At 66.1% G+C, this 25,262-nt stretch carries 24 protein-coding genes; 11 read left to right on the top strand and 13 right to left on the bottom strand.

Features of this window, described 5'->3' with window-relative positions; genetic code table 11:
* Positions 1-34: 34 nt before the first annotated feature.
* Positions 35-1,081, top strand: coding sequence for an aromatic ring-hydroxylating dioxygenase subunit alpha (locus IE266_RS08050; RefSeq protein ID WP_189679556.1), 1,047 nt, complete (start codon positions 35-37; stop codon positions 1,079-1,081).
* On the opposite strand, the gene gcvA is transcribed toward IE266_RS08050, so the two are convergent.
* Positions 1,071-2,009 carry a transcriptional regulator GcvA gene (gene gcvA / locus IE266_RS08045; RefSeq protein WP_189679555.1) on the bottom strand — a complete coding sequence of 313 codons (939 nt, stop codon included), beginning with the start codon at positions 2,007-2,009 and terminating at the stop codon, positions 1,071-1,073. The two genes, IE266_RS08050 and gcvA, sit on opposite strands and share 11 nt — an antisense overlap.
* A gap of 170 nt (positions 2,010-2,179) precedes the next feature.
* Here gcvA and IE266_RS08040 point away from each other — a divergent pair, with 170 nt between their 5' ends.
* Positions 2,180-3,226: a hypothetical protein gene (locus tag IE266_RS08040; protein WP_229863940.1), complete on the top strand. Its 1,047-nt coding sequence runs from the start codon at positions 2,180-2,182 to the stop codon at positions 3,224-3,226.
* Here the strand turns inward: IE266_RS08040 and IE266_RS08035 are convergent.
* From IE266_RS08035 to IE266_RS08025, 3 genes are read right to left on the bottom strand one after another with little or no spacing between them, the layout of a single operon-like run.
* Positions 3,208-3,921, bottom strand: a complete 714-nt coding sequence (locus IE266_RS08035) for a creatininase family protein (protein WP_229863939.1) — start codon at positions 3,919-3,921, stop codon at positions 3,208-3,210. The genes IE266_RS08040 and IE266_RS08035 overlap by 19 nt on opposite strands.
* Before the next feature lie 11 nt (positions 3,922-3,932).
* Positions 3,933-4,562 carry a glutathione S-transferase family protein gene (locus IE266_RS08030; RefSeq protein ID WP_189679552.1) on the bottom strand — a complete coding sequence of 210 codons (630 nt, stop codon included), beginning with the start codon at positions 4,560-4,562 and terminating at the stop codon, positions 3,933-3,935.
* 1 nt (position 4,563) lies between these two features.
* Entirely contained in the window at positions 4,564-5,343 is a 780-nt protein-coding gene (locus IE266_RS08025) for a transporter substrate-binding domain-containing protein (RefSeq protein WP_189679551.1), read from the bottom strand.
* A 144-nt stretch (positions 5,344-5,487) separates the two neighbouring features.
* On the opposite strand from IE266_RS08025, the gene IE266_RS08020 reads away from it, so the two are divergent.
* Together IE266_RS08020 and IE266_RS08015 are read left to right on the top strand one after the other, a co-directional pair.
* Entirely contained in the window at positions 5,488-6,228 is a 741-nt protein-coding gene (locus IE266_RS08020) for an amino acid ABC transporter ATP-binding protein (protein ID WP_308434576.1), read from the top strand.
* Positions 6,228-6,965 (top strand): amino acid ABC transporter permease, encoded by a 738-nt coding sequence (locus IE266_RS08015; protein ID WP_189679550.1) that lies wholly within the window; start codon positions 6,228-6,230, stop codon positions 6,963-6,965. Before IE266_RS08020 ends, IE266_RS08015 begins: the two co-directional genes overlap by 1 nt.
* Before the next feature lie 164 nt (positions 6,966-7,129).
* On the opposite strand, the gene IE266_RS08010 is transcribed toward IE266_RS08015, so the two are convergent.
* From IE266_RS08010 to IE266_RS07980, 7 genes are all read right to left on the bottom strand, one after another.
* A complete protein-coding gene (locus IE266_RS08010; RefSeq protein WP_229863938.1) occupies positions 7,130-8,416 on the bottom strand; it encodes a TRAP transporter large permease in 1,287 nt (428 codons plus the stop codon).
* Positions 8,416-8,925 carry a TRAP transporter small permease gene (locus tag IE266_RS08005; protein WP_189679549.1) on the bottom strand — a complete coding sequence of 170 codons (510 nt, stop codon included), beginning with the start codon at positions 8,923-8,925 and terminating at the stop codon, positions 8,416-8,418. Before IE266_RS08005 ends, IE266_RS08010 begins: the two co-directional genes overlap by 1 nt.
* Positions 8,926-8,998: 73 nt before the next feature.
* Complete coding sequence (gene dctP / locus IE266_RS08000; RefSeq protein ID WP_189679548.1) at positions 8,999-10,021, bottom strand: TRAP transporter substrate-binding protein DctP; 1,023 nt, start codon at positions 10,019-10,021, stop codon at positions 8,999-9,001.
* Between the two features lie 24 nt (positions 10,022-10,045).
* Positions 10,046-10,828, bottom strand: a complete 783-nt coding sequence (locus IE266_RS07995) for an enoyl-CoA hydratase/isomerase family protein (RefSeq protein WP_189679547.1) — start codon at positions 10,826-10,828, stop codon at positions 10,046-10,048.
* Complete coding sequence (locus IE266_RS07990; RefSeq protein WP_189679546.1) at positions 10,825-12,051, bottom strand: CaiB/BaiF CoA transferase family protein; 1,227 nt, start codon at positions 12,049-12,051, stop codon at positions 10,825-10,827. Before IE266_RS07990 ends, IE266_RS07995 begins: the two co-directional genes overlap by 4 nt.
* Positions 12,048-13,097, bottom strand: a complete 1,050-nt coding sequence (locus IE266_RS07985; protein WP_189679545.1) for an acyl-CoA dehydrogenase family protein — start codon at positions 13,095-13,097, stop codon at positions 12,048-12,050. The genes IE266_RS07990 and IE266_RS07985 overlap by 4 nt, the downstream gene beginning before the upstream one ends.
* Positions 13,098-13,131: 34 nt before the next feature.
* Positions 13,132-14,280, bottom strand: coding sequence for an acyl-CoA dehydrogenase family protein (locus IE266_RS07980; protein ID WP_189679544.1), 1,149 nt, complete (start codon positions 14,278-14,280; stop codon positions 13,132-13,134).
* A gap of 116 nt (positions 14,281-14,396) precedes the next feature.
* Between IE266_RS07980 and IE266_RS07975 the strand changes: the two genes are divergently transcribed.
* From IE266_RS07975 to dusA, 5 genes are all read left to right on the top strand, one after another.
* Entirely contained in the window at positions 14,397-15,215 is an 819-nt protein-coding gene (locus tag IE266_RS07975; RefSeq protein WP_189679543.1) for an IclR family transcriptional regulator, read from the top strand.
* A gap of 233 nt (positions 15,216-15,448) precedes the next feature.
* Positions 15,449-15,916 (top strand): hypothetical protein, encoded by a 468-nt coding sequence (locus IE266_RS07970; RefSeq protein WP_189679542.1) that lies wholly within the window; start codon positions 15,449-15,451, stop codon positions 15,914-15,916.
* A 16-nt stretch (positions 15,917-15,932) separates the two neighbouring features.
* Positions 15,933-20,027, top strand: coding sequence for a hypothetical protein (locus IE266_RS07965; RefSeq protein WP_189679541.1), 4,095 nt, complete (start codon positions 15,933-15,935; stop codon positions 20,025-20,027).
* A 19-nt stretch (positions 20,028-20,046) separates the two neighbouring features.
* A complete protein-coding gene (locus IE266_RS07960) occupies positions 20,047-20,538 on the top strand; it encodes a hypothetical protein (protein ID WP_189679540.1) in 492 nt (163 codons plus the stop codon).
* Between the two features lie 168 nt (positions 20,539-20,706).
* Entirely contained in the window at positions 20,707-21,696 is a 990-nt protein-coding gene (dusA, locus tag IE266_RS07955; protein WP_189679539.1) for a tRNA dihydrouridine(20/20a) synthase DusA, read from the top strand.
* Positions 21,697-21,699: 3 nt separating this feature from the next.
* Here dusA and IE266_RS07950 read toward each other — a convergent pair whose 3' ends face one another.
* Positions 21,700-22,875, bottom strand: a complete 1,176-nt coding sequence (locus IE266_RS07950; RefSeq protein WP_189679538.1) for a multidrug effflux MFS transporter — start codon at positions 22,873-22,875, stop codon at positions 21,700-21,702.
* Positions 22,876-23,062: 187 nt separating this feature from the next.
* On the opposite strand from IE266_RS07950, the gene IE266_RS07945 reads away from it, so the two are divergent.
* Positions 23,063-23,887, top strand: coding sequence for a sulfite exporter TauE/SafE family protein (locus IE266_RS07945; protein ID WP_189679537.1), 825 nt, complete (start codon positions 23,063-23,065; stop codon positions 23,885-23,887).
* Positions 23,888-23,999: 112 nt separating this feature from the next.
* On the opposite strand, the gene IE266_RS07940 is transcribed toward IE266_RS07945, so the two are convergent.
* Positions 24,000-24,233 carry a DUF1289 domain-containing protein gene (locus IE266_RS07940; protein WP_189679536.1) on the bottom strand — a complete coding sequence of 78 codons (234 nt, stop codon included), beginning with the start codon at positions 24,231-24,233 and terminating at the stop codon, positions 24,000-24,002.
* Positions 24,234-24,440: 207 nt separating this feature from the next.
* Here IE266_RS07940 and IE266_RS07935 point away from each other — a divergent pair, with 207 nt between their 5' ends.
* Positions 24,441-24,869, top strand: coding sequence for a GFA family protein (locus IE266_RS07935; RefSeq protein WP_189679535.1), 429 nt, complete (start codon positions 24,441-24,443; stop codon positions 24,867-24,869).
* Positions 24,870-25,262: the final 393 nt, after the last annotated feature.

Genomic DNA, 25,262 nt, shown 5'->3' with positions numbered 1-25,262 from the left:
ATCGACTCAAGCGTTCCCAGCAAAGGTCAGGCCCATGGCGTCGCACGGCTTCATCCGCAATACCTGGTATGTCGCCGCGCGCAGCGAGGACATTTCCAACACATTGAAACCGCTGAAGATCCTTGGCGAAGGCCTGGTATTCTTCCGCCGTTCGGACGGCTCCGTCGCCGCGCTCGAGGACGCCTGCCCGCACCGCAAGCTGCCGCTCTCGATGGGCCGGCTCGAAGGCGACCGGGTTGTCTGCGGCTATCACGGGCTGACGTTCGATGGCAGCGGCACCTGCGTCGCCGCGCCGACCCAGCCCGATGCCGTGCCCCGCCGCGCCCGTGTCGCCGCCTACCCGGTGGCCGAGCGTTACGGCTTCGTCTGGATCTGGATGGGCGAGGCCGATCGCGCGGATCCGGCCCTGATCATCGACATTCCTCATTATGACGATCCCACCTGGGGCAAGACCAGGCGTGGCGCGCTCGATATCGCCTGCCATTACCTCTGGGTAACCGACAACCTGCTCGACCCGAGCCACGTGGCCTGGGTGCACGTCACCTCCTTCGGCGGCGCGGGAACCGACAACCGCCCGCTCGAGATCACCGAGGAGGACGGCCGCCTCACGGTCTGGCGCTGGATCCTCGACCAGCCTCCGCCGCCCTATTACAAGCCGATCCTGAACTATCCCGGCAACTGCGACCGCAAGCAGCATTACGAATGCCGGCTGCCATCCACCGCCGTGAACATGTCGGTCTATACCCCTGCGGGCGAAGGCGGGGCCGACCGGCCGCTCTCGAGCAATGCCTTCCTCAACATCTCCTACAATTTCATGACCCCGGTCGACGATGACCACACGATGTATTTCTGGTTCCAGCACCGCAACGCCCGTGCCGATGACGCGGCGATCAACCAGCAGATGTTCGAGGGCGCGACGATGGCTTTCAACGAGGACAAGGAGGTGCTGGAAGCCGTGCACCGGGGGATGAAGGCGCCGAAGACACCATCGCTGAACCTCGGACTCGATGCCGGGGCGATGCGGTTCCGGCGCATGGTCGAGCGCCGGATCGCCGAAGAAGCCGCAGAGGTTACGGCCTGACCGGCGCCGCGCCGTCGAGCCTGGGCTGACGCGCGACTTCCTCGTGGAGCCAGTCGCGCAACGCCCGCACCCGCGGCGATTTCAGCGCGTCGTGGGGGCAGACGATCCAGTAGGCGAACTGCGATTTTACCGCGCCGCTGAAGGGCCGCACCAGCCGCCCGTCGTTCAGCGCGTCGATCACCAGCGGCTCGCGCCCCAGCGCCACGCCCAAGCCCCGGATCGCCGCCTGCACCACCATGTTGGACTGGCCGAAGCGGCGTATGCGGGCCGGCTTGGGCAGCACGACGCCGCTGGACTGGGCCCAGAACTCCCAGGTCGGGGGCGAGCCGCCGATATCGGCGATGTCGTCGTAGAGGAGCGTGTGACCGGCGAGGTCGGCCGGGGTTTCGAGCTTGGGCCCCCGCGCCAGCAGTTCGGGCGCGCAGACCGGGAAGAGCTCTTCGCTCAGCAGCTTCTCGACATGCAGCCCGCGGTAATCGCCCAGGCCATAGCGGATCGCGAGATCGACGTCCTCGTCGTCGAAATTCACCAACTTGGCCGAGGTGTTGATCGAAACTGGCAGGTCGGGATGCGCCTGGTCGAAACTGATGAGCCGTGGGAACAGCCAGTTGAAGGCGAACCCAGGCAGGCAGGAGAGCACGATGTTCAGGTCCTGCGTGCTGCCGTCGCGCAGCTCGCGGCAGACCGAGGTGACCATGCCGAACCCTTCGGTCACCGCCGCCGCCAGCCGCGCGCCTTCCTCGGTGGGGCTGACCCGTCCACCGCCCCGGTTCAGCAGGCGCAGGCCGAGCCATTCCTCGAGCGATTTGACATGCTGGGACACCGCGCTCTGGGTGACGCCAAGTTCTTCGGCGGCGCGTCCAAAGCCCCGCAGGCGGGCGACGCTCTCGAAGGTGCGCAGCGAGGTGAAGGGCAGGTTCGGCTTCATATTAGTTTTGCTAACGAGCCGCATTACATTAGTCAAATGGCTCGATGTTCCATTCCGCATTATCCTGTCGTCGGGAACGGGGAAACGGTGGTGTGGCAGTGGGCAAGGCAATTCGGGACGGCGCGCGCAATCTTTTGGCAAATTGCGCGGGAATGGCGCCGGGACAGTCCTTGCTGGTCCTCGCCGAAGATCCGCGGCTGGGCTATTACGATGCCGAGATCGCCGGCGCGGTGATCGAGGCGGCGCTTGGCATGGGCGTCTACCCGCGGCTGCGCGAAGTCGCCTTTTCGCCGGATGCCGTCACGCCAGACGCCGCACTGCTTGCCGAAATGGGCGCGGCGGACCGAGTGCTGTTTCTCGCGCGCCTCGGTGATCAGCTCCGCTTCGATCCGGCCTTGGACAGTATCCGCCCGGTGGTCAGCTACGCGCTTGACGCCGCAACGCTCGGCACCGATTTCGGGCGCGCGCATCACCATGCCTTCGAGGCGCTCAAGAGCCGGATCAACACCGCCCTGGCCGGGGCAGGGCAGATCCGTGTGACCTGCCCGCTGGGCACCGATTTCGCCGGGCCTGGCGCGCGGTTTCCCGAGACCGGGGGCGAGGTCGGGATCGCCCGCTTCCCAATGGCGGTCTTCGCCCCGGTGCCGGCCGGTGCGTACTCCGGTCGAATCGCGCAGGCAGGCTTCCTGATCGGCACAGGCTCGCGCTATTACGACCCCTACGCATTGGCTCTGGACGACGTGCTGCTGGTGCATTTCGAGGGAAACCGCATCACCGGCTTTGCCGGCACCGCCTCAGATGTCGATCGCGCCGCGCGCCACTACCGCGAGATCGGCGCGCGCTTTGGCATCGGCTGGTCCTTCGTGCATTCCTGGCACGCTGGCATCCATCCCGGCTGCAGTTTTGCCGGTCTGGCCGGCGCGGCCCCCGAACGCTGGGCCGGCAGCGCCTTCGGCAGCCCACGGGTGCTGCATTTTCACACCTGCGGCGCCTATGCGCCGGGGGAGATCTCGCTCAACGTGATCGACCCGACCGTGGCCCTCGACGGCGTGGCAGTCTGGGAGCGCGGCCGCCTGCACCCCGACCGGATCGCCGGCGGCGCCGACATCCTCGCCCGCTACCCCTGCGCGGCGGCGGCTTTTGCGGCCCCGGCCCGGGAGATCGGGCTGGGGCCGGAGGGGAGGCTGACCGCGCCGGTTCAGGCGAAGGTGCGGTAATCCTCGGCCACGGCCTGTACGGCGGCGGCCAGCAGCTGTTCGCCCTGCGCCCGCGTGGCCAGCGCGGAATGTGAACCGACCCGGCCATCGGGAAAGTCGCGCCGATGGGCATCGGGCGGTCCGTGGCGGTCGCCGGCATGGGCCTTGATATACTCGGGCGTCAGCCGCTCCGGCGGCTTGCGCGCCGCCTCGACCAGCGGCAGGTCGCCAAGCGTCATGGTGATCGCCACCTCGGAGGGCGTTGCGTGCATCCCTTCCCAGTCACCGTACCATTCCCGCCGCAACACGTTGACCGGCTCGAAGTCCCACCAGCTTTTCAGCCGCGCTGTCACCGAGGGCCGGGCCTTCAGCACCGCGCGCAGCGGCGCGAGGTTCGCGCCATGCGCGTTCAGCACGTAGATCTTTCGGAACCCCTGCGCCGCCAGTCCGTCGATCACCTCGCCCGCCAGCGCCGCGAAAACGCCTTCCGAAATCGAGAGCGTGCCGGGAAAGGCGGTATTGAATGGCGCCGGGGTCAGCGCAAGCGTCGGCGCGACCAAGGCGCCAACCGCCCGCGCGGCCCCCTCGGCGATCATCGTGGCGCATAGCGCGTCGGTGCCAATCAACCCCATCGGGCCGTGCTGCTCGGTCGAGCCGACTGGCAGGAACACCCCCGCGCCACGCGCCAGCGCCGCTTCCACGGCGGGCCATGTCATCCGGTCGAGCCTCATGACGCCGACGCCAGCCAGGTCGCCACCACCGGGCGGTAGTCGGCCAGTTCCGCGGCCACCGCCGGCACCCTAGCCAACCTGTCCCGGTAGGCCGCGACTTCCGATGGCAGTTCCACCGAGAAGTCCATCGCCGGCCCCAGCAGTTCGATCCAGGTCAGCGTGATGGGCCAGCCGCAATCGCCGAGGCCGAAGGGCAGATCGTCGGCAACCATCCGCGCGAACTGCTCCAGCCGCTCGCCGATCTCGACCACCGCGCGGTTCACGACCGCAGGGTCGCGGCCATCGCGCCGGATATGCGGAAACAGCCGCCGCACCGCCGGCTCCAGCCGCGTGTCGTGAAAGCGCCCCCGCTCGCGCATCCGCGCCCGTCCGCGCGGGTCCGGGGGCATAATCGAAGGTTCCGGGTATCGCTCCTCCAGATACTCCGCAATCGCCTCGCCATCGGCGATCAGGAAGCCGTCGTCCTCCAGCGCGGGCAGGTTGCCCGAGGGAACCACACACTTGTATTCGGCCGAGCCATAGCCGCCGGGCGGGGGCACCTCGCGCCACTCCAGCCCCTTTGCGCGCAGCAGGATCCGCAGCTTGGCGCAATAGAGGCTGGGGGGAATTGCATAGACCGTCAGCACGTCAGTTGTTCGACAGGTTCCACTTGGCCGCCAGTTCGTCGAACAGCCCGGCTTCCTTCTTCAGCGTGATCCAGGTGTTGACGTAGTTGATCCAGACCTGGTCGGTCTGCGGCATCAGCATCGCCACCGGCGTGCGTGCGCGCGGTGCCTTGACCGGCACGATCATCAGATCGGGATACTGCGCCACCAGCTTGTTGGCCTCGACGTTCGAGGTGATATGCGCCTGCGCACGCCCCGCCAGGACCTCCTGGAAGTCCCGCGCCGGTGCTTCGACGATCACGTGCTTGGCGTTCGGAAAGAACGCCTTCACCTGCGTCTCCTGCGTGGTGCCCAGGGTTGCCGCGACCGAGACGTCGGCCTTGTTCAGATCGTCCCAGTCCTTGAACTTGTCGGCGTCCTTCTTGTTGATGAGCGGCACCGTCGCCAGCGAGAAGTAGCTCTGCGAATAGCCCGCCGCCTTGGCGCGGCTGGCCGAGATCGAGGCCGAGCCGGTGATGTGATAGGTGCCGGCGGTGACGCCGTTCACCAGTGTCTTCCAGTCGGTCGGCACGAATTCGACCTTGACGCCAAGGTCCGTGGCCAGCGCCGTCATCACGTCGATGTCGTAGCCGGTATAGCTGTTGGTCGCGACGTCCTTCATGGTCATCGGGTTCCAGTCGCCCGTGGTGCCGACCTTCAGCACGCCCGAGTTCAGAATGTCGTTCAGCGCCGATTGAGCCTGCGCGACGACGGGAACGGCCAGCACGGCGACGGCAACGGCCAGCGATTTGAGCAGTCTCATGGGAATCTCCCTCAGGTTTTCAGGATTGCCTTGTCTGAGGGCGATGGTTTCCCGAAATTACTTGCGATGCAAGAAAAACTAATGGCTAAACTGAAGGCATCAGGCAGGACGCCCGGAACGCGGGCACAGACGACAGGAACTTCGGTGACAGAAACCGCGCCAATCATCCGCTTCGAGGGTGTATCCAAGCATTACGACAGTTTTCAGGTCCTCAAGGGCATCGACTTCGCTGTCGCCAGGGGCGAACGCGTCGTGGTCTGCGGGCCATCGGGCTCGGGCAAGTCGACCTTGATCCGCTGCATCAACGGGCTCGAAACCATCGGCGGCGGCACGCTGACGGTCGATGGCATCCCGGTCACCGAGAAAACGCTGCCCAAGGTGCGCGCGCGGGTCGGCATGGTGTTCCAGCAGTTCAACCTCTTCCCGCACCTCACGGTGCTCGACAACCTGACGCTTGGCCCGATCCGGGCGCGCGGGATGCCCCGCGCCAGGGCCCGCGAGGCGGCGATGCGCTATCTCGAACGGGTGCGCATTGCGGAACAGGCCGACAAGTTCCCGCGCCAGCTCTCCGGCGGGCAGCAGCAGCGGGTGGCCATCGCCCGCTCGCTCTGCATGGAGCCCGAGATCATGCTGTTCGACGAGCCGACCTCGGCGCTCGACCCGGAGATGATCTCCGAGGTGCTCGACGTGATGACCGGGCTGGCGCAGACCGGCATGACGATGGTGGTCGTCACCCACGAGATGGGCTTTGCCCGCAAGGTCGCCGACCGCATGGTCTTCATGGACCACGGCGAGATCGTCGAGACCGCCCCGCCCGAAGACTTCTTCACCGCCCCGCGCAGCCAGCGTTGCCGGGACTTCCTCGACAAGATCCTGAACCATTGATGCGCGCGCTTCTTCTCCTCCCGAGCCTTCTGCTCCTCTCCGGCTGTTCCTCGAACTGGGGCTGGTACGTGGTCAACCCCGCGACGCCCAAGGGCTGGCTGAACCTCAAGTTCCTGCTGAGCGGCCTTGGCTATACCGTCCAGCTCTCTGCCACGGCGATCTGCATTTCCGTCGTCGTCGGCCTGCTCGTGGCCCTGCCGGGCCTCTCGGCGCGCAAGTGGCCGCGCCGGCTCAGCCGCACCTACGTGGAAGTGGTGCGCGCGGTGCCGATCCTGGTTCTGATCCTCTGGGTCTATTACGGGCTGCCGCAGATCACCGGTCTGTCGCTCTCGGTCTTCTGGGCCGGAGTGATCGCGCTGGCACTTTCGGATTCCGCTTTCCAGGCCGAGATTTTCCGCGCCGGTATCCAGTCCATCGCGCGGGGGCAGTACGAGGCGGCCTACTCGGTCTCGCTGAACTACCGCGACACCATGAGCTACGTGATCCTGCCGCAGGCGATCCGCCGCATCCTGCCGGCGCTCGGCAACCAGCTGGTCTATATGCTCAAGATGTCCTCGCTGGTCTCGGTGATAGGGATGCAGGAGCTGACACGCAAGGCCAACGAGCTGGTGGTCTCAGAATACCGCCCGCTGGAGATCTATACGGTGCTGGTGCTGGAATACCTGGTGCTCATCCTGATCGTCTCGGCCGGGGTGCGCTGGCTCGAACGCAGGCTCAAGACCGACGAGAGGGCCTGATCGGCTGTTCTTGTCGGGCGGGGATACAGCGCAACAATGCCGCCCGGCCAGGGGCCGCCCGGAAACCAGGCGGAGCGTTGGCGGACCAAAGCCACCACAAACGAGAAGAGCCGCCCCATGGGGCGGCTCTCTTTTCATGGGCGACAAAGTCCGCTGACCAGGCGTCAGAACATCTGGTTCGGCAGGTAGGTGACGATCCCCGGCAGCAGGATCAGAACGAGCAGCACCAGCGCGTCACCGATCAGCAGCGGCGTGATCCCGCGGAACCCGTCCTCGACCCGAGCGCCCGAGACGCCGCAGGCGACGAATACGTTCATGCCCAGCGGAGGCGTCACCAGCCCCAGTTCGGCGGTCTTCGTCACGATGATCCCGAACCAGATCGGGTCATAGCCAAGCGATTGCACCAGCGGGAAGATCAGCGGCAGTGTCAGCACGATGATCGCGATCTGGTCGATGAAGAACCCGAGCACCAGGTAGATCAGCACGATGATCGCGAGGATCGCACCGGGGGGCAGGGGCAGCCCGCCGACCCAGTCGACCAGCGCCTGCGGCATCTGGGTGATTGCCAGGAAATAGCCGAAGATCATCGCTCCGATGATGATCGAAAAGATCATCGAGGTCGTTCGCAGGGTCGAGGAGAAGGCTTCCTTCAGCCCCTGTCCGCGCAACCCTCCGAAGGCGATCGAGATGAGCAACGCGCCAGTGGCGCCCACGGCTGCGGCCTCGGTCGCGGTGATCGCGCCCGAATAGATGCCGCCAAGCACCAGGACCATCAGCATCAGCACCGGCCAGGTGGAGGGCAGCGCGCCGATGCGTTCCGACCAGTCGTGCCGCTCGGTCGCCGGGGCGATCTCGGGGCGCCGGCGCACCTGGATGAGGATCACCAGCATGTAGACCGCGACGGTCAACACACCCGGCAAGATCCCGGCGAGGAAAAGCTTGCCTATCGAGGTTTCGGTCATCACGCCGTAGAGGATCAGCGGCAGGCTCGGCGGGATCAGGATCGACAGCGTCCCGCCAATGGCAACAACGCCGAGCGCGAAGCTCTCGTCGTAACCGTAGCGGCGCATCTCGGGAATGGAGATCCGCGACATCGCGGCGGCGGCCGCGGTGGACGAGCCCGACAGCACGGCAAAGCCGACGTTGGCCGCGATGGCGGCCAGGGCCAGCCCGCCGCGCACATGGCCCATCCAGACATAGCAGGCCCGGTAGAGATTGCGCACGATCGAGCCGCGCGCCAGCAGTTCGGCCATCAGGATGAACAGCGGCACCGTGGACAACAGGAAGCTGGCCGAGGTGCGGTAGGGCGTGGTCTTGAGCACGCCGAGCATCGGCTCGAAGCCGACGGTCACATACATCCCGATCGTCCCGGTGACGGCCAGCGCAAAGGCAATCGGCATCCCGAGGACGATGAGGCTGACAAGCAGCAGCATGACTGTAATGGCAATCATCAGGCGGTTTCCCCTTCGATCTTGCGGACACCGCTGGCGGTCAGCACCGCGTCGACTGCCAGGCGCAGGGACAGGACCCCGGCACCAAAGGCCGCGATCAGCCAGGACGGACCGGTCGGAATGGCGACCATGCCGGTGGTCCAGCGGTTGAGCGCGATGTTCTCGATGCCGGTCTTGCCGGACATGTAGGTGATGATGCCGAAGACCACGGCCGCGGCGGTCAGGTAGGCGACCTCCATCGGCCGGCTCAGCCAGCCGGGCAGCCGTTCAAGCACGAACATCACCCGGACATGCGCACCGCGCTGCTGCGCCTGCGCCAGGCCCAGGAAGACGATCGCGACCATGAAATAGGTTTCGCTGATCTCGTAGACCCCGGAGATCGGCGTATTGAGAAAATAGCGCCCGCAGACATCGGCGGTGACCGCCAGCATCAGGATCGCAAGGCACAGGTTGCCCGCCCATCCCAACAGATCCTCGAGCGCGGAAAGGGTCCGCACGACAAATGTCATCGAATAGCTCCCACTGCTGGAACCGAAGAAACGGGCGGGCCCGAAAGCCCGCCCATCAACCTGTGCTGCGGCCTCAGACCGTGACGAGTTCGCTCCAGCGGGCGAGGACCGCCTCGGCCCCCTTGCCCTGCGCCGACAGGCTGCCGGTCCAGTCGTCGCGCACCGAGGTCAGGCGCTGGTCCCATTGGGCGAACTGGTCGGGGCCGACTTCGAAGAGCCCGCCGCCATTGGCCTCGAGCGCCTTGGCCACGATGTCGATCTGCTCGCGCTCGGCCTGGACCACGTCGCTCACGACTGCGCGCGAGCTGTCCTCGATCACCTTTAGGATGTCTTCTGGAAGCTCCGCGCGCTTGCGCTCGTTCATCACGTAGAGCACCGGGAACAGGCCGAGGTTGACGTTCGAGGTCGACCAGGTCAGCTGTTCCTGCAGCTTGTAGCCCGCCGCGGTCGGCAGGTTGAACAGCGCGCCGTCAACGGTCCCGCGCTGCAGTGCCGGGTAGAGGTCGGGCGCGGGGATCGCGACGGGTACGGCACCCAGCGCGTGCACGCTGCGTTCCTGCACCCCGCCGGACGAGCGCAGCTTCTTGCCGCCGAGCTGGTCCAGGGTCTCGAACTTGTCCTTGCGGCCCATGATCTGGTAGGGCGCGGTGACCAGGCTGCGGATCGTGGTGACGCCCAGTGGCTCGATCTCCACCTCGTTCAGCATGGTCATGGCCAGCGTGTTGAAGGCGTCGTTCAGTTTCTGCTGGTCAGAGACGTTGCCGACCAGCGGCAGGGCCACCACCGTCGACAGCGGCAAGCGGTCGGAGAGGTAGAGCGGCGGGGCATAGACGATATCGGCAATGCCGTTCTGCGCCGCGTCGAGAAGGTCGGCGGATTTTGCCAGCTGTTCGGCCGGGAAATAGCTGAAGGTGACCTCGCCATTGGTCTTCTCGGTGACCAGATCCAGCCATTTCTTGGTGTTGATCGAGTAGGGGTGCGTCGCCGGGAAGCTGTCCGCCACCCGCAGGGCGATGCCGCCGGCAAAGGCGGGGCGCGCGATCATCGGTGCGGCCAGTCCCGCGGCCAGTCCGGCCAGAAGTTGTCTGCGTTTCATGTGATGTCCTCCCTTAAAAATAAATCAGTCTTGTTTCTTGGCCCGCTGCTCGGCAAAGCGCCGGACAGCCGCCTTGTGATCCTCGCCCGCGGTCACGACCGCGTAGTGCGACGAGATCATGTCGAGGTTGGTGCGCAGGTCGTTGCGCATTCCCGAAAGCACGGCCCGCTTGATCATTCGCACCGTCTGGATCGGGGCGCGCGCGATCTTGCGCGCCAGCTTGGTGACCTCCTCCCGCAGTGCCTCGTCCGGCACGACGCGGTTCACCATGCCGATCCGCAGCGCCTCTTCCGCGTCGATGAAATCGCCGGTCCAGAACAGTTCGAGCGCCTTGGCCGTGCCGACCAGCCGGGGCAGGAAATGCGCGCCGCCGGCACCGGGCACGAGGCCGACGTTGACATAGGTCTCGGCAAAGCGGGCCGAGGCGGCGGCGACGCGCAGGTCGCACATCAGCGCCAGGTCCAGGCCTGCGCCGGTGGCCACCCCGTTCAGCGCCGCGATCACCGGCTTGTCGAGATCCTCCAGCGTCAGCGGAATCCGCTCGATCCGTTCGAAGAGCTCGGCCTTGCGCTGTGCCGGGGTCTGTTCCAGCCGGTCCTGCATCTCGACGATGTCGCCGCCCGAGCAGAAGGCTGGCCCTTCACCGGTCACGACAACGACGCGGACTTCGGGATCGGTGCGCGCCGCGACCAGGGCGGCGGTCCAGGCGTCGATCATCTCGAAGGTGAAGGCGTTCATCCGCTCGGGCCGGTCCAGCACGATCCAGCCGATGCCGTCTTCCACCGTGTATTTGAGATTGTCGGTCATGCTTGTCCTCTCTGACGCTGTTCCTCGCGATCTGCTCCCATGCCGATCGATTCCAGGATTTCTTCGGTGTGCTCGCCAAGCCGGGGTGCGTGATGGCGCAGCAGGAAATCCGAGCCGGCAAAGCGCACCGGCCGGCGGACCATCTTGTAGGCCCCCTCGGTCGGGTGTTCGGCCTGGCCGAACAGGCCCACCGCCTTGACGTGCGGGTCCTCCGGAAGCTGGGAGATCGACAGCACCGGCATACAGGGGATGTTCGCCTCGTCGCAGAAGGCGACCCATTCGGCGTTCGTCCGTTTCGGTGCTTCGGCCTCGATCAGGCCATAGAGCACGTCGATGTGCTGCACACGCTGCGCCAACCTGGCGAAACGCGGGTCTTGCGCCAGGTCCTCGCGCCCGACGAAGGCGTAGAAGCGGAGCCAGTTGCGGTCGCTGTAGGGCAGGATGCAGCAATGCCCGTCGGCGGTGCGGAACGGCTTGCGGAAGCGGCTGAGCACCCGTGCAAAGCCCGGCTCGCCCAGCTGCGGCTCGAAGGCGAAGCCGGAGAGATGCTCGATCATGTTGAACTCGATCGAGGTCTCGAACATCGGCACCTCGATCTGCTGCCCGCCGGCGCCGCGCTCGCGGGCGAAAAGGGCCGCCATCACTGAATAGGCGATCGCCTGGCCGGCGAGCTTGTCGCAAAGCACCGTCGGCGCATAGGCCGGTTCGCCGTCGATGCGCGCGAACAGGTCGGCGATACCGCAACCGGCCTGGATGATATCGTCATAGGCCGCCTTGTCGGCGTATGGCCCTTCGACCGAGAACCCGTAGGCGCCGCAATAGATGATATCGGGATTGAGCGCGCGCACCCGCTCGGGACCATAACCCAGACGCTCGGCAGAGCGTGGGCGCAGCGCGTGCAGGAAGACGTCGGCACCGGCGATCAGCCGGTCCAGCGCCTCGCGCCCGTCCTCGGTATCGAGGTCCAGCACCACCGAGCGCTTGTTGCGGTTGAGATGCAGGAACTGCCCGCTCATCCCGTCACTGCGCGACGGCTTGTAGGCGCGCAGCGTGTCACCGTCGCGGCTTTCGACCTTGATGACGTCGGCGCCCATGTCAGCCATGATATGGGTGGCAAATGGCCCCATGATCACGTTGGTCAGATCTACGACGCGGACACCGCTGAGCGGCCCGGCGGAAAAGTCGCGCGGCGTATCCGCCTGCGCCGTTGCAGGGTGGCTCATGCGGCGTCCTCTCCGGTGGCGTGGGCAGTGGTCGAGGCGACGAGCTGCGGCCAGAGCGCGGCACCGCCGGCAGCACAGACCCGGCGGCCGATCCATTCGTCCCAAAGCGCGTCGCTGCCGAACTCCTCGCGCCACGAGAACAGCCGCCGGGTGGTGAAGTGCAGCTCGTGTTCGCGGGTGAAGCCCATGGCGGCGTGGATCTGGTGAACGATGGCGGCGACGCGACCCGTGGCAAGCCCCGCACGGGACTTGGCCATTGCGGCGCGCAGGACAAATCCGGGGCGGCCCCAGCCTTCGGCTGCCGCATCCGAGACCGCCCAGACAGCGGCGCTCTCTTCGGTGGCGACGGCCAGCATGTGCTGGATCGCCTGGAACTTCGACAGTGGTCGGCCGAATTGCTGGCGCTCGGTGGCATGACGCACGGCCAGTTCGACGGCCCGACCCAGCGCGCCGGAGATCTGCACGCTACGCAGCAGCGCGCCCACGGCACGCAGGGCCTCGACGGGGCTGTCGGTGTCCGCGCTCAGCCAGTCAGGCACCGCCACGGAACGGCCTTGTTCCGCCACGCGCGTGAGATCGCAGCGCGGCTCGCCCGCGAGGTTGCGCCGTTCCGACGTGCTGACATCCGCAGCGTCCACCAGTTGCCAGCCCTGTGCATCCGCGACCAGCACCTGCGCCGCATCGCCACCCCAGGCGACCGAGGGCAGGGCGCCGTCATCCTTGGCCAGCGCAAGGGTCGCCGGCGCCTCCGCCGGCGTGCTAGTCAGCGCCGCGACGATCATTGTTTCGCCCAGCGGCAGCTGCAGCGCATGGGCGGCGGCCCGGCGGGCCAGCCCGAAGGCCTGGCCCAGCGCCAGGCCGATCCCGCCCTCGGTCTCGGCGAGCAGGGCCAGCGGCAGGCCCATCTGCTGCACCTCGGTCCAGAGCTGCGTGTCGAAGGGCCCGCCATCGGCGGCCTCCAGCCTTTCGCGGCTCACGGCCCCGGCAAACAGCCGTTCGGCCTGTTCCGCGACGATCGCGGCCATTTCGTTCTGGGTGTCGGTCATGTTTTCCTGGTCCTTCGCAATCCGGTCCGGGGCGTCAGCGCAGCCCGATGCCCCGCGCGATCATGCTTCTGAGGATTTCGCGCGTGCCTCCGCGCAGCGAGAAGGACGGCGCCCGCAGCACCGTTTCGGCCAGCGCTTCGGCAAAGGGCCCTTCCGCGCCGAGGCTCGGCTCGCAGTCGACCAGCCGCCGTGCCACTTCGGGCAGTGCCTGCTCGAAGCCGGTCCCGAGGTCCTTGACGATCGCGGCGGGCACCACCGGCTGTTCGCCCCGGCCCAGCATTCCGGCGATCGAGGTTGACATGCGGCGCAAGCTGGCCAGTTCCGCGACCATGCGGCCGATCTCGACGGCTTGAAGGCGGTCAGGCGCGGGTCCAACGGCGTCGATCAGGCCGACCAGCAATTGGTAGTCCGACAGGAAGCGGTCCGGCCCCGAGCGTTCGAAGGCCAGCTCGCCCGTCACCAGCGCCCAGCCATCGCCTTCGGCGCCCAACACCATGTCGTCGGGCACGAAGCAGTTGTCGAAGAAGACCTCGTTGAACTCGTGGTTGCCGGCCATGTCGCGAATGCCGCGCACCTCGATGCCGGGTGTCTGCATGTCGACGACGAACTGCGTAAGGCCCTCGTGGCGGCTTTCACCACGCTCGCCGGTGCGCGCCAGCACGATCATGTAGTGAACATGGTGGGCGTTGGTGGTCCAGATCTTCTGGCCGCTGATCGACCAACCGCCCTCGACCTTCTCGGCCCGCGTGCGCACCGCTGCGAGGTCGGATCCGGCGCCCGGCTCGCTCATCCCGATACCGAAATAGCACTCGCCCCGGGCGATCCTTGGCAGGATCTCGCGCTTGGCCCGTTCCGAGCCGTGGCGCAGGATCTGCGGACCCGACTGGCGGTCGGCAATCCAATGCGCGCCGCAGGGCGATCCGGCGGCCAGTATCTCCTCGGTGATGACGAAGCGCGTCAGCGACGACGCAGACTGTCCGCCATATTCCTCGGGCCAGGTGATGCCGATGAAACCGGCAGCCCCCAGGCGCTGGCTGAAGCCGCTGTCAAAGCTGCTCCAGGTGCAGCGATGGGGCTGGAAACGCGCAGCGGCGACCTCTTCGGCGAGAAAGGCGCGAATGCTTCCGCGCGCAGCTTCTGCTGCGGGTGGCAGCACGGCCCCCGTGAATTCGAACTGTTGCATCTTGCTCCTCCCGAGGCTCTTCCCGGCTTGGCACAGAAGTTCCGCATATGGATTGAAACCACAAGAGATATCACATATAAGATTGAAAAAATTACATATGTGATTTGGAGGGGGCTATGGCGCCGAAACACGAGTTGGACACAGCCTTGGGAGAAGCCTTGCCCAGTGCGCCCAGCCCCGAGGCCGGAGTTGCCGCGCCGACGGTGAAATCAGCATTCAGGGTATTGAAACTGTTCGAATATTTCCTCGAGATCCGACGCCCGGCCAAGGCCAGGGAGATCGCCGCGGCAATCGAAATGCCGCAGTCCTCGACCTCTGTCCTGCTGCGTGCTCTGCGTGATTCCGGCTATCTCGAGCAGGATCCTGACGACAAGACCTATATGCCGACACCGCGCGTGACCTTCCTCGGCGCATGGCTCGACAGCGGCCCGATCCGCGATGGCCGGCTGATGAACGCATTGGAATGGCTGGCCGAGGAAACCGCCTTTGCGACCTTCGTGGCGACGCGGGTGGGGATCTTCTCGCATTACATCTACGTCATCCCCGGCCGCACGGCGATGCGGTTCCACATTCCGGTCGGCTCACGCCGCCTGCTGGCCCGGTCGGCAACCGGCTTCGCGTTGCTGATGTCCTGCCCGGACGACGAGATCGCCGCCATCGTCCGGCGCACCAATGCCGAGATCCCCGATGCCCGTCTCGACTGCGCCGAGACGCTCGACCAGGTCGCGATGGCCAGGGAGCAAGGCTATGCCTTCTCGCGCGGGCTGGTCACCCGCGGCGCCGGGGCGATCGCGATGCCGCTGCCGAGCGGAATCGACCGTGGCGACCGGCCGCTGGTGGTGACGCAGTCGGGAATGCTGGACGAGTTCGAGCGCAGCGAAGACCGCATCGTCGCCGCAATGCGCGAGGCCGTTGCGCGGGTATCGCGCAGCTAGCACCCTGGCGCTGCTGCTTCGCATCTGGCGCCAGCAATTCCCAGGCCGCTTCGCAGAAACCCGCCGACAACTTAGGGGCGGATGCCACCGAGGCGGCACAACTTCTCCAAGACGCTTGATCGGGCTGCAAGAAAACCGCAACATCCCGGTCAAGCCATCCGGCTGGGCGCATTTTGGCCCAAGCCGGCAATCACGTTCGTTCTGTTGACCGTTTGAACATTCCGGAGGAGCACTTGTCCAAGCTGTCAGCCAAGCAGGTCACGTTTCTGGAGACCTGGCTGGACGTTTCGGTTCCTTCCCAGGGGGTGCCGGAACAACGGGATCCCCCGGGCAAGTTGCTCCCGATCTGGCGGGACGCCAAGGATGACTTCAACGACCAGCTGAACGCGCTGCAGGGATTCCTGAAGTCGAGCAATATGCCGCTTTTCGTCCGGGTGGCCGATGCCGGGCTGAACAGCGTGACCGAGAACAAGCTTGTATCGTTGCAAGTCAGCCTGATGGACTTCGACTCCGCCCCCGACGCGAACGCCCGCGCCACGGCAACGAAGAAGCTCGCCGCAGCCGTGGGCGAGATGCGCAAGTTCGTCGAGACGCACCCCTTTCTGCCGTTTCTCGAGAACAACCCTTTCAAGATCAAACTGACATTGCGCTCCACCCTGAGCCAGGCGCTCGACGCCATCAGCAGGGCAGCCCAGCTGTGAGACCGGGGACCCACATATGAACGACAACAAGGGTGCCAAGCGCTGGCTGCGTGAAGAGATCGAATTCGGCATGGAAGCGGCGCGCTTCGTCGGGGTCGATCCCGGTTTGTACGAAGAATGGGACCGGGACGACCAAGAGGACGAGCTGGACGAACCCGAGCAGGCCGAGGGCGACGAGGAAGCGGAACGCGAGCGCGAAAGGATCGCGCAACGCCGTGCCGAGCTGGTCCAGCAGATGCGGCGCACGGTTCCCGAGGGCGCGGTATTCTCGACCATCGTGCCGGGTAGCATCGGCGAGGATCTCGCCAGCCTGATCCGAGCCGCTGAGACGGTGATCAACACCATCGAGACCTGCGCGCCCGATCAGCTCGAAGGGCAGGTCGGGGAAATCGATCGGATCGAACGCGGCATCGAAGATGTCCGGCAGGAGGTCGAAGCCCGCACAGGGATTCGGGACGATATCCTCGAGAAACTGAAAGGCCTCACCGCGGATGAGGATGCCGACGAACTGGAGATCTCGGGGTTGTCGACCGCCAAGGAGGCCGTGAGCCGGCCGCTAGAGGCGACACCCCTGCGCCCGGAGGTTCTCGAGAAGGCGCAAAAGGACCTGGGGCAGGCGGAACAGGCCATGCAGGCCGTCGTCGAGGCCGCCGGCAAGCGGCGCAAGCTGGCCGCGGAGATGGCGCAGAAGTGCAGCGAACTGGTGGCCGGCAAGGCGGCGGAAGAGGAGGAGGCGCAGGCACTCGCCCTCGCGGTCCAGAAAGTCACCGACGCGCTGAAGGCCAAGCCGCTGGTGCAAGGCGTTCTCGACAAGGCGCAGGAGCTTTTCCTGGCGGCCGGCGAGAAGCTGCAGGAGATCCAGAAGGCGATCGACGCCCGCGCCAAGACCCATAAGGAGATCCGCACCGCGGGCGAGCAAATCGCCGATGTCGGCTACCTGCCGGATCAGCTCACCGACATGCAGGCGGCGCGTGAGATACTTGCCGAGGCCCTGAAGGAGCCGATCACGACCAAGCGCAACGAAGCCGCGCAGCAGGCGCTGGAAGAGTTGCGCAAGGTGGCGGACCGGATTTCCAGGGAACTCGCAGACCTCGGCGACGCCGAAGGCATCAAGTCGCTCTGCGAAAACGCCGGCATCCAGGAAAAGGACTTCGCCGCGCTGGAAAAGGCGCTGGGGAACCGCGACGGCCTGGCCGCGCACCTCAAGGTGTTCCCGCCCAAGGAACTGGGCCAACTGTGCAAGTCGCTCGGCGGCGCGGCGCAGCTTGGCGCCCTTTTGACCGCCTTCGGCGATGCGGCGAGTCTCAAGAAGGCGATGACCGGGCTGGGCGGCGCGGACAAGCTGGTCGCGCTTGCCAAGGACGGCCCGCTGGACGGGGCGGGGATCAAGAAGCTCTGCACCGATCTCGGGACCGGCTTTGCCGCTGGCCTGCTGTCCGGCGGCGTCAAGGCGGCCGAGGTCGTGGCGCTGCACAAGGCGTTCGGAAACGATGCCAGCGCGCTGACCAAGCTGGCCAAGGACGCCGGGCTGGCCGCCAAACCGGCCGCGATGGTGGCGCTTTTCACCCGTGGCTGCGGCGGAAAACCCGAGAAGTTCAAGGAGATGTGCGACGGCTTTTCCAAGGAAGAGGACCGCACGCGGTTGAAAGGTCTCATCGAGGACGGCGGGTTGGGCGATGCACCGGCCGCCTTGGGCGAGATGTTCGCCACTGGCTGCGGCGCCGACCCCAAGGCGCTGATCCAGCTGACCAAGTCGATGTCCGACGCCGAGGCGAAGAAGAGCCTCAAGAGACTTCTGACCGACGGCGGGCTGGCCGGAGAAGCGGGCGAACTGAAGGAGGGGCACGTCGATCCGAAATGCCTCGGCATGATCTTCATGCACGGCGCCGGCCCGGCGCCGAAGGGCAGCAAGGACGATGCAGAGGTCAAGCGGCGCGCGGATTCCATGGCCGCGATGCTGAAGGGGCTCGACCAGAACGCCTGCAAGAAACTGAAGACCATGCTGACCGATGGCGGCATGGGCCGCGCGCCCGAGACCTTCGGCCATGCGCTCGGTATCGGATGCGGGGGCAAGGCAGACCAGGTCAAGGCCTTCACGACCGCGTTCAGTGGCGCGAACGAGGTCAAGGCGCTGAAACAGGCTCTGGAAGACGGTGGCCTCAAGGGGCAGGAGGCCAAGCAGGGGCAGGCGAAGATCGACCCGCGCTGTTTCGGTGAACTGCTCAAGAACGGGGCGGGCGAACCCCTGCCTGCGGCGGCCAAGCGGATGACGTCCACGGCTACCTTGCTGAAGGGACTCGCAAAGGCGGATTGCCAGAAGCTCAACGCGATGCTCACCGAGGGCGGTTTTGGCGACGCGCCCGAAACGCTGGGCCACATGATCGGTACCGGGTGCAAGGGAAAGGCCGAGGATCTCAAGACCTTCCAGAACGCGCTAGACAAGGATGGCCGCGCGGGCCTGAAGACGCTGCTCGACAACGGTGGCCTGAAGGCCGAGGTCGATGAGGATACCGGCGAGCAGGCGGTCGATCCGAGATGCCTGGCGCAGCTTCTGAAACACGGCGGCGTCAACGTCGCGGAGACTCCGGACGGCAAGCTGGATGCTACCAGCGCTGGCAATCTGAACAAGCTGTTCAAGGGCATGAAGGCTGACGGGGCCGTCGCCACGAACCTCGGCAAGACCATGAAGGAGGGAAAACTCGGGCGCGAGCCGGAGGTCTTCGCCAAACTGGTCGGCACCGGCTGCAAGAAGGGCGACCCGGTCAAGCTCGGCAACCTCGTCAAGGAACTCGGAGCGGGCGAGAACAACAAGAAGCTCGGGTCGATGCTCCAGGACGGCGGCTTCGGCCTCACGGACAAGGATGGCAAGGCCATCAAGAACCCGCCCAAGACCGAATGCCTGGCCTACCTCTTCGATCCCGGCAGCGACGGCGATCCTGCGGAATTGACCCGAATGCTGAAAAAGCTCGATGCCAACAAGCTCAAGAACATGAAAGGCGTCATGACCACGGGATCGCTGGGACAGTATCCCAAGGTGCTGGGCAACATGTACAAGCATGGCTGTCTCGCCAACCCCAACGGCGGCGCCGCGAACGGCACGGGCGAGAAGAATCCGGATGTCCTCTTCGACGCGCTGAATGGCTTCAATACCGAGGACAAGCAGAAGCAGTTCAAGGACATGATGGACCCGGCCAAGGGCGGCTTCGGCAAATCGGGCAAGGAAGGCCGGCTGGCAAGCGTGCTGCGCTACGGCCTGACCCCGAAAGGGGCCAACAAGAAGCAGGACGGCGCGAAGCTGCAGAAGCTCTGCGAGGCCTTCAAGGGCAACAAGATGGCGGACCTCGGCACCACGATGGATGCAATCGAAACCGCGCCTGCGTGGATGCTCGAAGCCTCGAAGCAGAACGAGCCGAACCAGCCGGGCAAGGGATTGCAGAACCTCCTGGCCTCGACCAAGCACAAGGACAAGGTCGACGGGCTGCACACGAACTTCTTTGCCAAGCTTAAGCAGCGCGATACGGCCGCGCCCGCCGGCGGCGGAAATCCTCCCAATCTCGGCCTTGCGAAACTGATCCAGAACGCGGCGTCGTTCGAACATGAGACCGTCACGCAGAGCAATGTGAGTCTCAACGCGAACACTCAGCTCGACCTGGGACACGTCGCCACGCGCCACACCCGGATGTACAACGACCTCGCCGGTAACGCCACTGACCCGAACGCGCCGACGACTCTCTATCCGCGCACCTTCAAGGGGTCGAAGATGGACGAAGCAAAGCTGAAGGGCCACGTGACCGCGACCCTGACAGGCTGCACCGGGACAAAGCGTTCAGGCGGCAACTATGTGCCCAACCAGGGCAAGGGTAATCCGCCAACCTCGCACGCTGATCTCAATGATCCTAGCACTGGAGAGTACCGTGGGCCGAATTTTGTCGTCACGGGGACCTTTACCAAGTACAACAACGCGCAGTCCGGAAACGAGCAAAGCCGCGTCGGGTTCAACCGGGGTACTGGCAACAGTGTCAAGATAACCCAGTTCTTTCCGCAGGCTGGCGATAATCACGTGTCGGTGAATGCCGACGACATGCGAGCAATGAAGAGTGTTTTGAAGTGAGCGCCGGGGCGAACAAGGCATGACGTCAAAATCCACAACGGTCGAGTTGAGCTTCTGGATCGCGCCGGACGACCTGCTGCCCGAGGCGCAGGTGGCGGCCTTCATAGGCAAGGATCCCGAGGCGCTCTCCGACATCCAGTCGCAGCTCGGCAGCCTGACGGTAAGCAGCGGTGAGACCTCGATGCGCTTTGCCGACACGCTGTTCTGGATGGTGCCGCAGTTGTGCTTCGACGTGGTGGTGAACCTGGTCGAGACCGGCACCGCCTTCTTCGAACCCTGGAGCGCCGAAAACGGCTATGAGTTCAAGCGCGCTGGCGGCAGCATCGATATCTCCAGCACCTATGGCCAGCCCTGCGGCTTCCCGGACGCCTCCTACCTGCGCGCGATGTACGAGGCCGGGCTCCGATATGTCGCTCTGGTCGAAAGATACTGGCGCGAGCAGGCAGGCGAGGATTTCCCCGTCCTGAAGGAACGGGCCGAAAACGCGCGAAAGGCCCTGGAGAACCTCTGAAGGCATCGTCTGGCCCAGGGCAAGCCGGCGCCCTTGACCTGCCCATACCCTTTCGGGATCGGAGAGGCCCAATATTTGCATTGCGAGGTCGAAAACCGGCGGGAAGGGGCGTATGGGGGTAAAGAATACATGCGTGCCGTCACGCAGCAAGCTGGCAGAATTGCGTAAATGACGAAATATCAAGCAGATAGACTTTCCGTTGCACCCATGATGGATTGGACCGACCGCCACTGCCGGTTCCTGCACCGGCAGCTGAGCCGGCGCGCGCTACTCTATACCGAGATGGTGACCTCGGCGGCGCTGGTGCGGGGCGGGGCGCTGCATCTGCTCGACTACGGGCCCGAGGAACACCCGGTGGCGCTCCAACTTGGCGGCTCGGACCCAGTTGAACTGGCCGAGGCGGCGGCCCTCGGCGCCGAGGCGGGCTACGACGAGATCAACCTCAATGTCGGCTGCCCCTCGGACCGGGTGCAGGCCGGCTGTTTCGGCGCGGTGCTGATGGAGCGCCCGGCGCTGGTGGCCGATTGCGTCGCGGCGATGCGCGCCGCCGTCAGGGTCGAGGTGACGGTCAAGTGCCGCATCGGCGTCGATGACCAAGACCCCGAAGCGGTGCTCCCCGATTTCCTTTCCCGCCTGCGCGACGTGGGCTGCGAGAAGTTCACCATTCATGCCCGCAAGGCCTGGTTACAGGGCCTCAGCCCCAAGGAAAACCGCGATATCCCGCCGCTGGACTATCCGTTGGTGTTGCGGATGAAGGAACGCTTCCCGGAGTTGCATCTCTCGATCAACGGCGGCATCACCACGCTGGAACAGGCGCAGGCTTTGCTCGACGCCGGGATGGACGGGGTAATGATCGGGCGGGCGGCCTACCACGACCCGGCTTCCGTGCTGGGTGCGGCCGATCCGGTGATCTTCGGCGCGGGGCAAGCGGTCTCAGCCGAGGCAGCGGCGCGGGCGATGATGCCCTATATCGCGGCGCATCTCGCGACCGGGGGCAAGCTGCACCAGGTCACGCGGCACATGCTGGGCCTGTTCACCGGACGACCCGGTGCGCGCAGCTGGCGGCGCATCCTCTCCGAGGGCGCTTCGCGTCCGGGTGCGGGGTTGGCCCTGCTCGAAGAGGCGCTGGAGGCGGTGACGGGCGCGCCCGTCACCTGACCCTCAGGCGACCTGCTCGCGCGGCAGCATGGTGGCGGTAAGCCCCATCGCTGCCAGCCCGCAGACGGCAATCGCCCCGAGCATCGGCAGCGCGGTGCCGTCGAAGAAGGGACCGGCGGCAGCAATCATGACGCCGCCCGCCACCATCTGCAGCGTGCCGCCCAGCGACGAGGCAAGCCCGGCATTCTCGCCATGATCGTCGAGCGCCAGCACCATGGCGGTCGGGATCACCACACCAAGGCAGGCATTGGCGCAAAACAGCCCGGCCACCACCAGCGGCAGCGAGGTCAGCCCGGCCAGCGCCAGCGCGAAGAGCAGGATGGTGAACAGTGCGAAGCCGGCGGTGCCGCGGCGCACCAGCTGTCGCATCCCCATCCGCTCGCCGAGGTAGCCTGCGCATTGCGAGGCCGAGAAGAAGCCGATGGCATTGACCGCGAAGGCGACGGAAAACCCGGTCGGGGTGAGGCCGAACTCGCGGACATAGACGAAGGGGGCGAAGGCGATGAAGACGAAGAAGCTCGCCATGCCGAATCCCCCGATCAGGGTCAGCCCCATGAAACCGGGATCGCGCAGCAGGTCGCGCCCGCCCCGGATCAGCGCGGCGGCGTTGATCGGCAGGCGGCGCTCGGGCGGCAGGGTCTCGGGCTGGACCAGCGCGGTGACCAGCAGCGAGAGGAGGCCGGCGACGGCGAGCACGGCGAAGATCGTCCGCCAGTCGGCGACCGCGATCACCGCGCTGCCGGCCAGCGGCGCCAGCATCGGCGAGACCGAGATCACCAGCATGATCATCGCCATCAGCCGGGTTGCCTGCGGGCCGGTATACATGTCCCGGACGATGGCGCGCGGCACCACCATCAGCGCGGCGCCGCCAAGGCCCTGCACCGCTCTCCAGGTCACCAGCGCGCCGATCGAGCCCGCCGTGGCGGCCCCGATCGAACCCGCGACAAAGACGGCAAGGCCAAGGAAGACTGGCAGGCGACGCCCGTAGCGGTCGGCCAGCGGCCCGTAAACAAGCTGCGCCACCCCGAAGGCGATGAAGTAGCCGGTCAGGGTCGCCTGGACGGCGGTCTCGGGCGTGCCGAATGCCGCGGCTATGCCGGGCATCGCGGGCAGATACATGTCGATGGCAAAGGGGCCGACCAGCGCGAGCAGGCCCAGCACCAGTCCGGTGCGCAGCATTTGGTAGTCCTTCCGATGTGGCCGGGAGCACGGGCCGTTGCAGGGCAGGGCGCGCACTTGGGGACGCCCCCGTAATGCGGGGCGCTGCCCTCCTATGGCGCATTTCGCGGACATGTTCAAACCGCGCTTGCCGTCCTGTGGCTTTTTCGCTCTATTCCGGCCGATTGCAGGCAAGGCGGAGAGCAGGATGCCCGATACGATACTCCTCGGAGAAATGCTGGTTCTGCTGATGGTGATCGGCGCGGGGGCGGGGGTGCTCGCGGGGCTGCTGGGCGTCGGCGGCGGGATCGTGCTGGTGCCGGCCTTCTTCTACGCCTTCCAGACGCTGGGCTATGACGGGCCGCAGCTGATGCAGATGTGTCTCGCCACCTCGCTGGCGACGATCATCGTGACCTCGCTGCGCTCGGTGGCGAGCCACAACAAGAAGGGTGCGGTCGACTGGGAGATCCTGCGCGGCTGGGCACCGGGGATCGCCATCGGGGCGGTGGCGGGCGTGCTGGTGGCCAGCTCGCTGCGGTCGGCCACGCTGCAGGGGATCTTCGGGGTGCTGGCGCTGGTGATCGGCGCCTATCTGGGGCTCGGACGGTCGGAGTGGCGGCTGGGGCAGGCGATGCCGAAGGGACCGCTGCGGGTGCTGCTCTCGCCGCTGGTCGGCTTCCTGTCGGTGCTGATGGGGATCGGCGGCGGCAGTTTCGGGGTGCCGCTGATGAGCCTGTTCAACACGCCGATCCACCGGGCGGTGGCGACGGCGGCGGGCTTTGGGGTGGTGATCGCGGTGCCCTCGGTGATCGGCTTCCTGATGCTGGACATCGACCCGGCGATGCGGCCGCCGCTGACGGTCGGGGCGGTGAACGGAGCGGCTTTCCTGGTGGTGATCGCGATGACGCTGATCACCACGCCCTGGGGGGTGAAGCTGGCCCATGCGATGGACCCGAAGCCGCTGAAACGGGTCTTCGCGGTCTTCCTGACCCTGGTGGCCCTGAACATGCTTCGGAAGGCCTTCTGGGGGTGATTTTCAGGCGTCCCAGCTAGGACGCTTTTCAAGCTATTGGATTCGCTTGTATTTTCCGGGGAGTGAATCCGGGACGCTTTTTGCGGGCGCGGTCTGGGGGGTCTTACCCACCCTAGGCGGGGTCCACGCGTCCGGCGCGGCCGCCGCGGCGGCGGGCGAGGCGGGGGGCGCGGGCGGGCAGCTCGGCCATGACCGCGCGGCGGTCTTCGGGGCTCATCCGCGACCAGCGGGCGATCTCGTCGGTGGTGCGGAGGCAGCCGACGCAGAGCTTTTCGACCGGATGCACGATGCAGACCCGCACGCAGGGCGATTCGATCTCGTCGCGTTTCCAGATGTCGTCGGTCATCACGTCGGGCCCTGAAGGATCCTGCGACAGATATAGGCGCGGGCCTGCGAGTCAACCTGTCCGGAAGCGACGCGCCTGGGTCGGGCGGCGGCGTCGCGCGGTCAAATCCCGGAAAACATTCTGTGAATGGCATGAGAGATGCTAGCATTCCGGCGCGCCGTGAGGGCCTGGCGCATTGCCCGGCCGCCGCGCGATGGAGGGTGGAACATGTCCGACAAGACCAAAGGCAGCTGTTTCTGCGGAGCAGTTGAAGTTGAAGTCACCGGTCAACCCGAGGCCATGGGCTATTGTCATTGCGAATCCTGCCGGTCGTGGTCGGCCGGGCCGGTGAACGCCTTTACCCTGTTCAAGAACGAGAATGTGAAGGTGACCAAGGGGCAGGACAGCCTCGGTCACTACAAGAAGACCGAGCGCAGCGACCGCCAGTTCTGCACCAGGTGCGGCGGGCACGTGATGACCTATCATCCGCATTGGGGGCTGATGGATGTCTATGCCGCGACGATTCCGACCATCGCCTTCGCGCCGGGGGTGCATGTCAATTACGCCGAGACCGTGCTGCCTATGAAGGACGGGTTGCCGAAGCTCAGGGATTTCCCGGCCGAGTTGGGCGGCAGCGGCGAGAGCGTGCCGGAGTAGGGGGCGCGCTGCAACTGGATGCCGGGGGGGTGTGGGAAGCGGTTCCCCCTCACCCTGACCCTCTCCCCCGAGGGGAGAGGGGAGGACTTTTGCCGGAATGCAGGTTTGGGTGGAGGGGGTGGAACCCCTCACCCTGGCCCTCTCCCCCGAGGGGAGAGGGGAGGGCTTTTGGCGGAATTGTGGTTTGGGTGGAGGGGGTGCGCCCCCTCACCCTGACCCTCTCCCCCGAGGGGAGAGGGGAGGGTTTTTGCCGGAATGGTGGCTTGGGTGGAGGGGGCGGAACCCCTCACCCTGGCCCTCTCCCCCGAGGGGAGAGGGGAGGGCTTTTGGCGGAATTGTGGTTTGGGTGGAGGGGGTGCGCCCCCTCACCCTGACCCTCTCCCCCGAGGGGAG

It is taken from the genome of Seohaeicola zhoushanensis (assembly GCF_014656415.1).
In the GTDB taxonomy this organism is placed as follows: domain Bacteria; phylum Pseudomonadota; class Alphaproteobacteria; order Rhodobacterales; family Rhodobacteraceae; genus Seohaeicola_A; species Seohaeicola_A zhoushanensis.
The sequence above is the reverse complement of the archived record's forward strand: the minus strand, read 5'-3'. Positions and strand labels throughout refer to the sequence as shown.

Excerpts from the sequence above, each read along its gene's own strand:
- IE266_RS08050 (WP_189679556.1), top strand. The coding sequence starts at position 35 with ATGGCGTCGCACGGCTTCATCCGCAATACCTGGTATGTCGCCGCGCGC.
- gcvA (WP_189679555.1), bottom strand. The coding sequence starts at position 2,009 with ATGAAGCCGAACCTGCCCTTCACCTCGCTGCGCACCTTCGAGAGCGTC.
- IE266_RS08035 (WP_229863939.1), bottom strand. The coding sequence starts at position 3,921 with ATGACATGGCCCGCCGTGGAAGCGGCGCTGGCGCGTGGCGCGGGGGTG.
- IE266_RS08025 (WP_189679551.1), bottom strand. The coding sequence starts at position 5,343 with ATGAGACTGCTCAAATCGCTGGCCGTTGCCGTCGCCGTGCTGGCCGTT.
- IE266_RS08015 (WP_189679550.1), top strand. The coding sequence starts at position 6,228 with ATGCGCGCGCTTCTTCTCCTCCCGAGCCTTCTGCTCCTCTCCGGCTGT.
- IE266_RS08010 (WP_229863938.1), bottom strand. The coding sequence starts at position 8,416 with ATGATTGCCATTACAGTCATGCTGCTGCTTGTCAGCCTCATCGTCCTC.
- IE266_RS08005 (WP_189679549.1), bottom strand. The coding sequence starts at position 8,925 with ATGACATTTGTCGTGCGGACCCTTTCCGCGCTCGAGGATCTGTTGGGA.
- dctP (WP_189679548.1), bottom strand. The coding sequence starts at position 10,021 with ATGAAACGCAGACAACTTCTGGCCGGACTGGCCGCGGGACTGGCCGCA.
- IE266_RS07995 (WP_189679547.1), bottom strand. The coding sequence starts at position 10,828 with ATGACCGACAATCTCAAATACACGGTGGAAGACGGCATCGGCTGGATC.
- IE266_RS07990 (WP_189679546.1), bottom strand. The coding sequence starts at position 12,051 with ATGAGCCACCCTGCAACGGCGCAGGCGGATACGCCGCGCGACTTTTCC.
- IE266_RS07985 (WP_189679545.1), bottom strand. The coding sequence starts at position 13,097 with ATGACCGACACCCAGAACGAAATGGCCGCGATCGTCGCGGAACAGGCC.
- IE266_RS07980 (WP_189679544.1), bottom strand. The coding sequence starts at position 14,280 with ATGCAACAGTTCGAATTCACGGGGGCCGTGCTGCCACCCGCAGCAGAA.
- IE266_RS07975 (WP_189679543.1), top strand. The coding sequence starts at position 14,397 with ATGGCGCCGAAACACGAGTTGGACACAGCCTTGGGAGAAGCCTTGCCC.
- IE266_RS07965 (WP_189679541.1), top strand. The coding sequence starts at position 15,933 with ATGAACGACAACAAGGGTGCCAAGCGCTGGCTGCGTGAAGAGATCGAA.
- IE266_RS07960 (WP_189679540.1), top strand. The coding sequence starts at position 20,047 with ATGACGTCAAAATCCACAACGGTCGAGTTGAGCTTCTGGATCGCGCCG.
- dusA (WP_189679539.1), top strand. The coding sequence starts at position 20,707 with ATGACGAAATATCAAGCAGATAGACTTTCCGTTGCACCCATGATGGAT.
- IE266_RS07950 (WP_189679538.1), bottom strand. The coding sequence starts at position 22,875 with ATGCTGCGCACCGGACTGGTGCTGGGCCTGCTCGCGCTGGTCGGCCCC.
- IE266_RS07945 (WP_189679537.1), top strand. The coding sequence starts at position 23,063 with ATGCCCGATACGATACTCCTCGGAGAAATGCTGGTTCTGCTGATGGTG.
- IE266_RS07940 (WP_189679536.1), bottom strand. The coding sequence starts at position 24,233 with ATGACCGACGACATCTGGAAACGCGACGAGATCGAATCGCCCTGCGTG.
- IE266_RS07935 (WP_189679535.1), top strand. The coding sequence starts at position 24,441 with ATGTCCGACAAGACCAAAGGCAGCTGTTTCTGCGGAGCAGTTGAAGTT.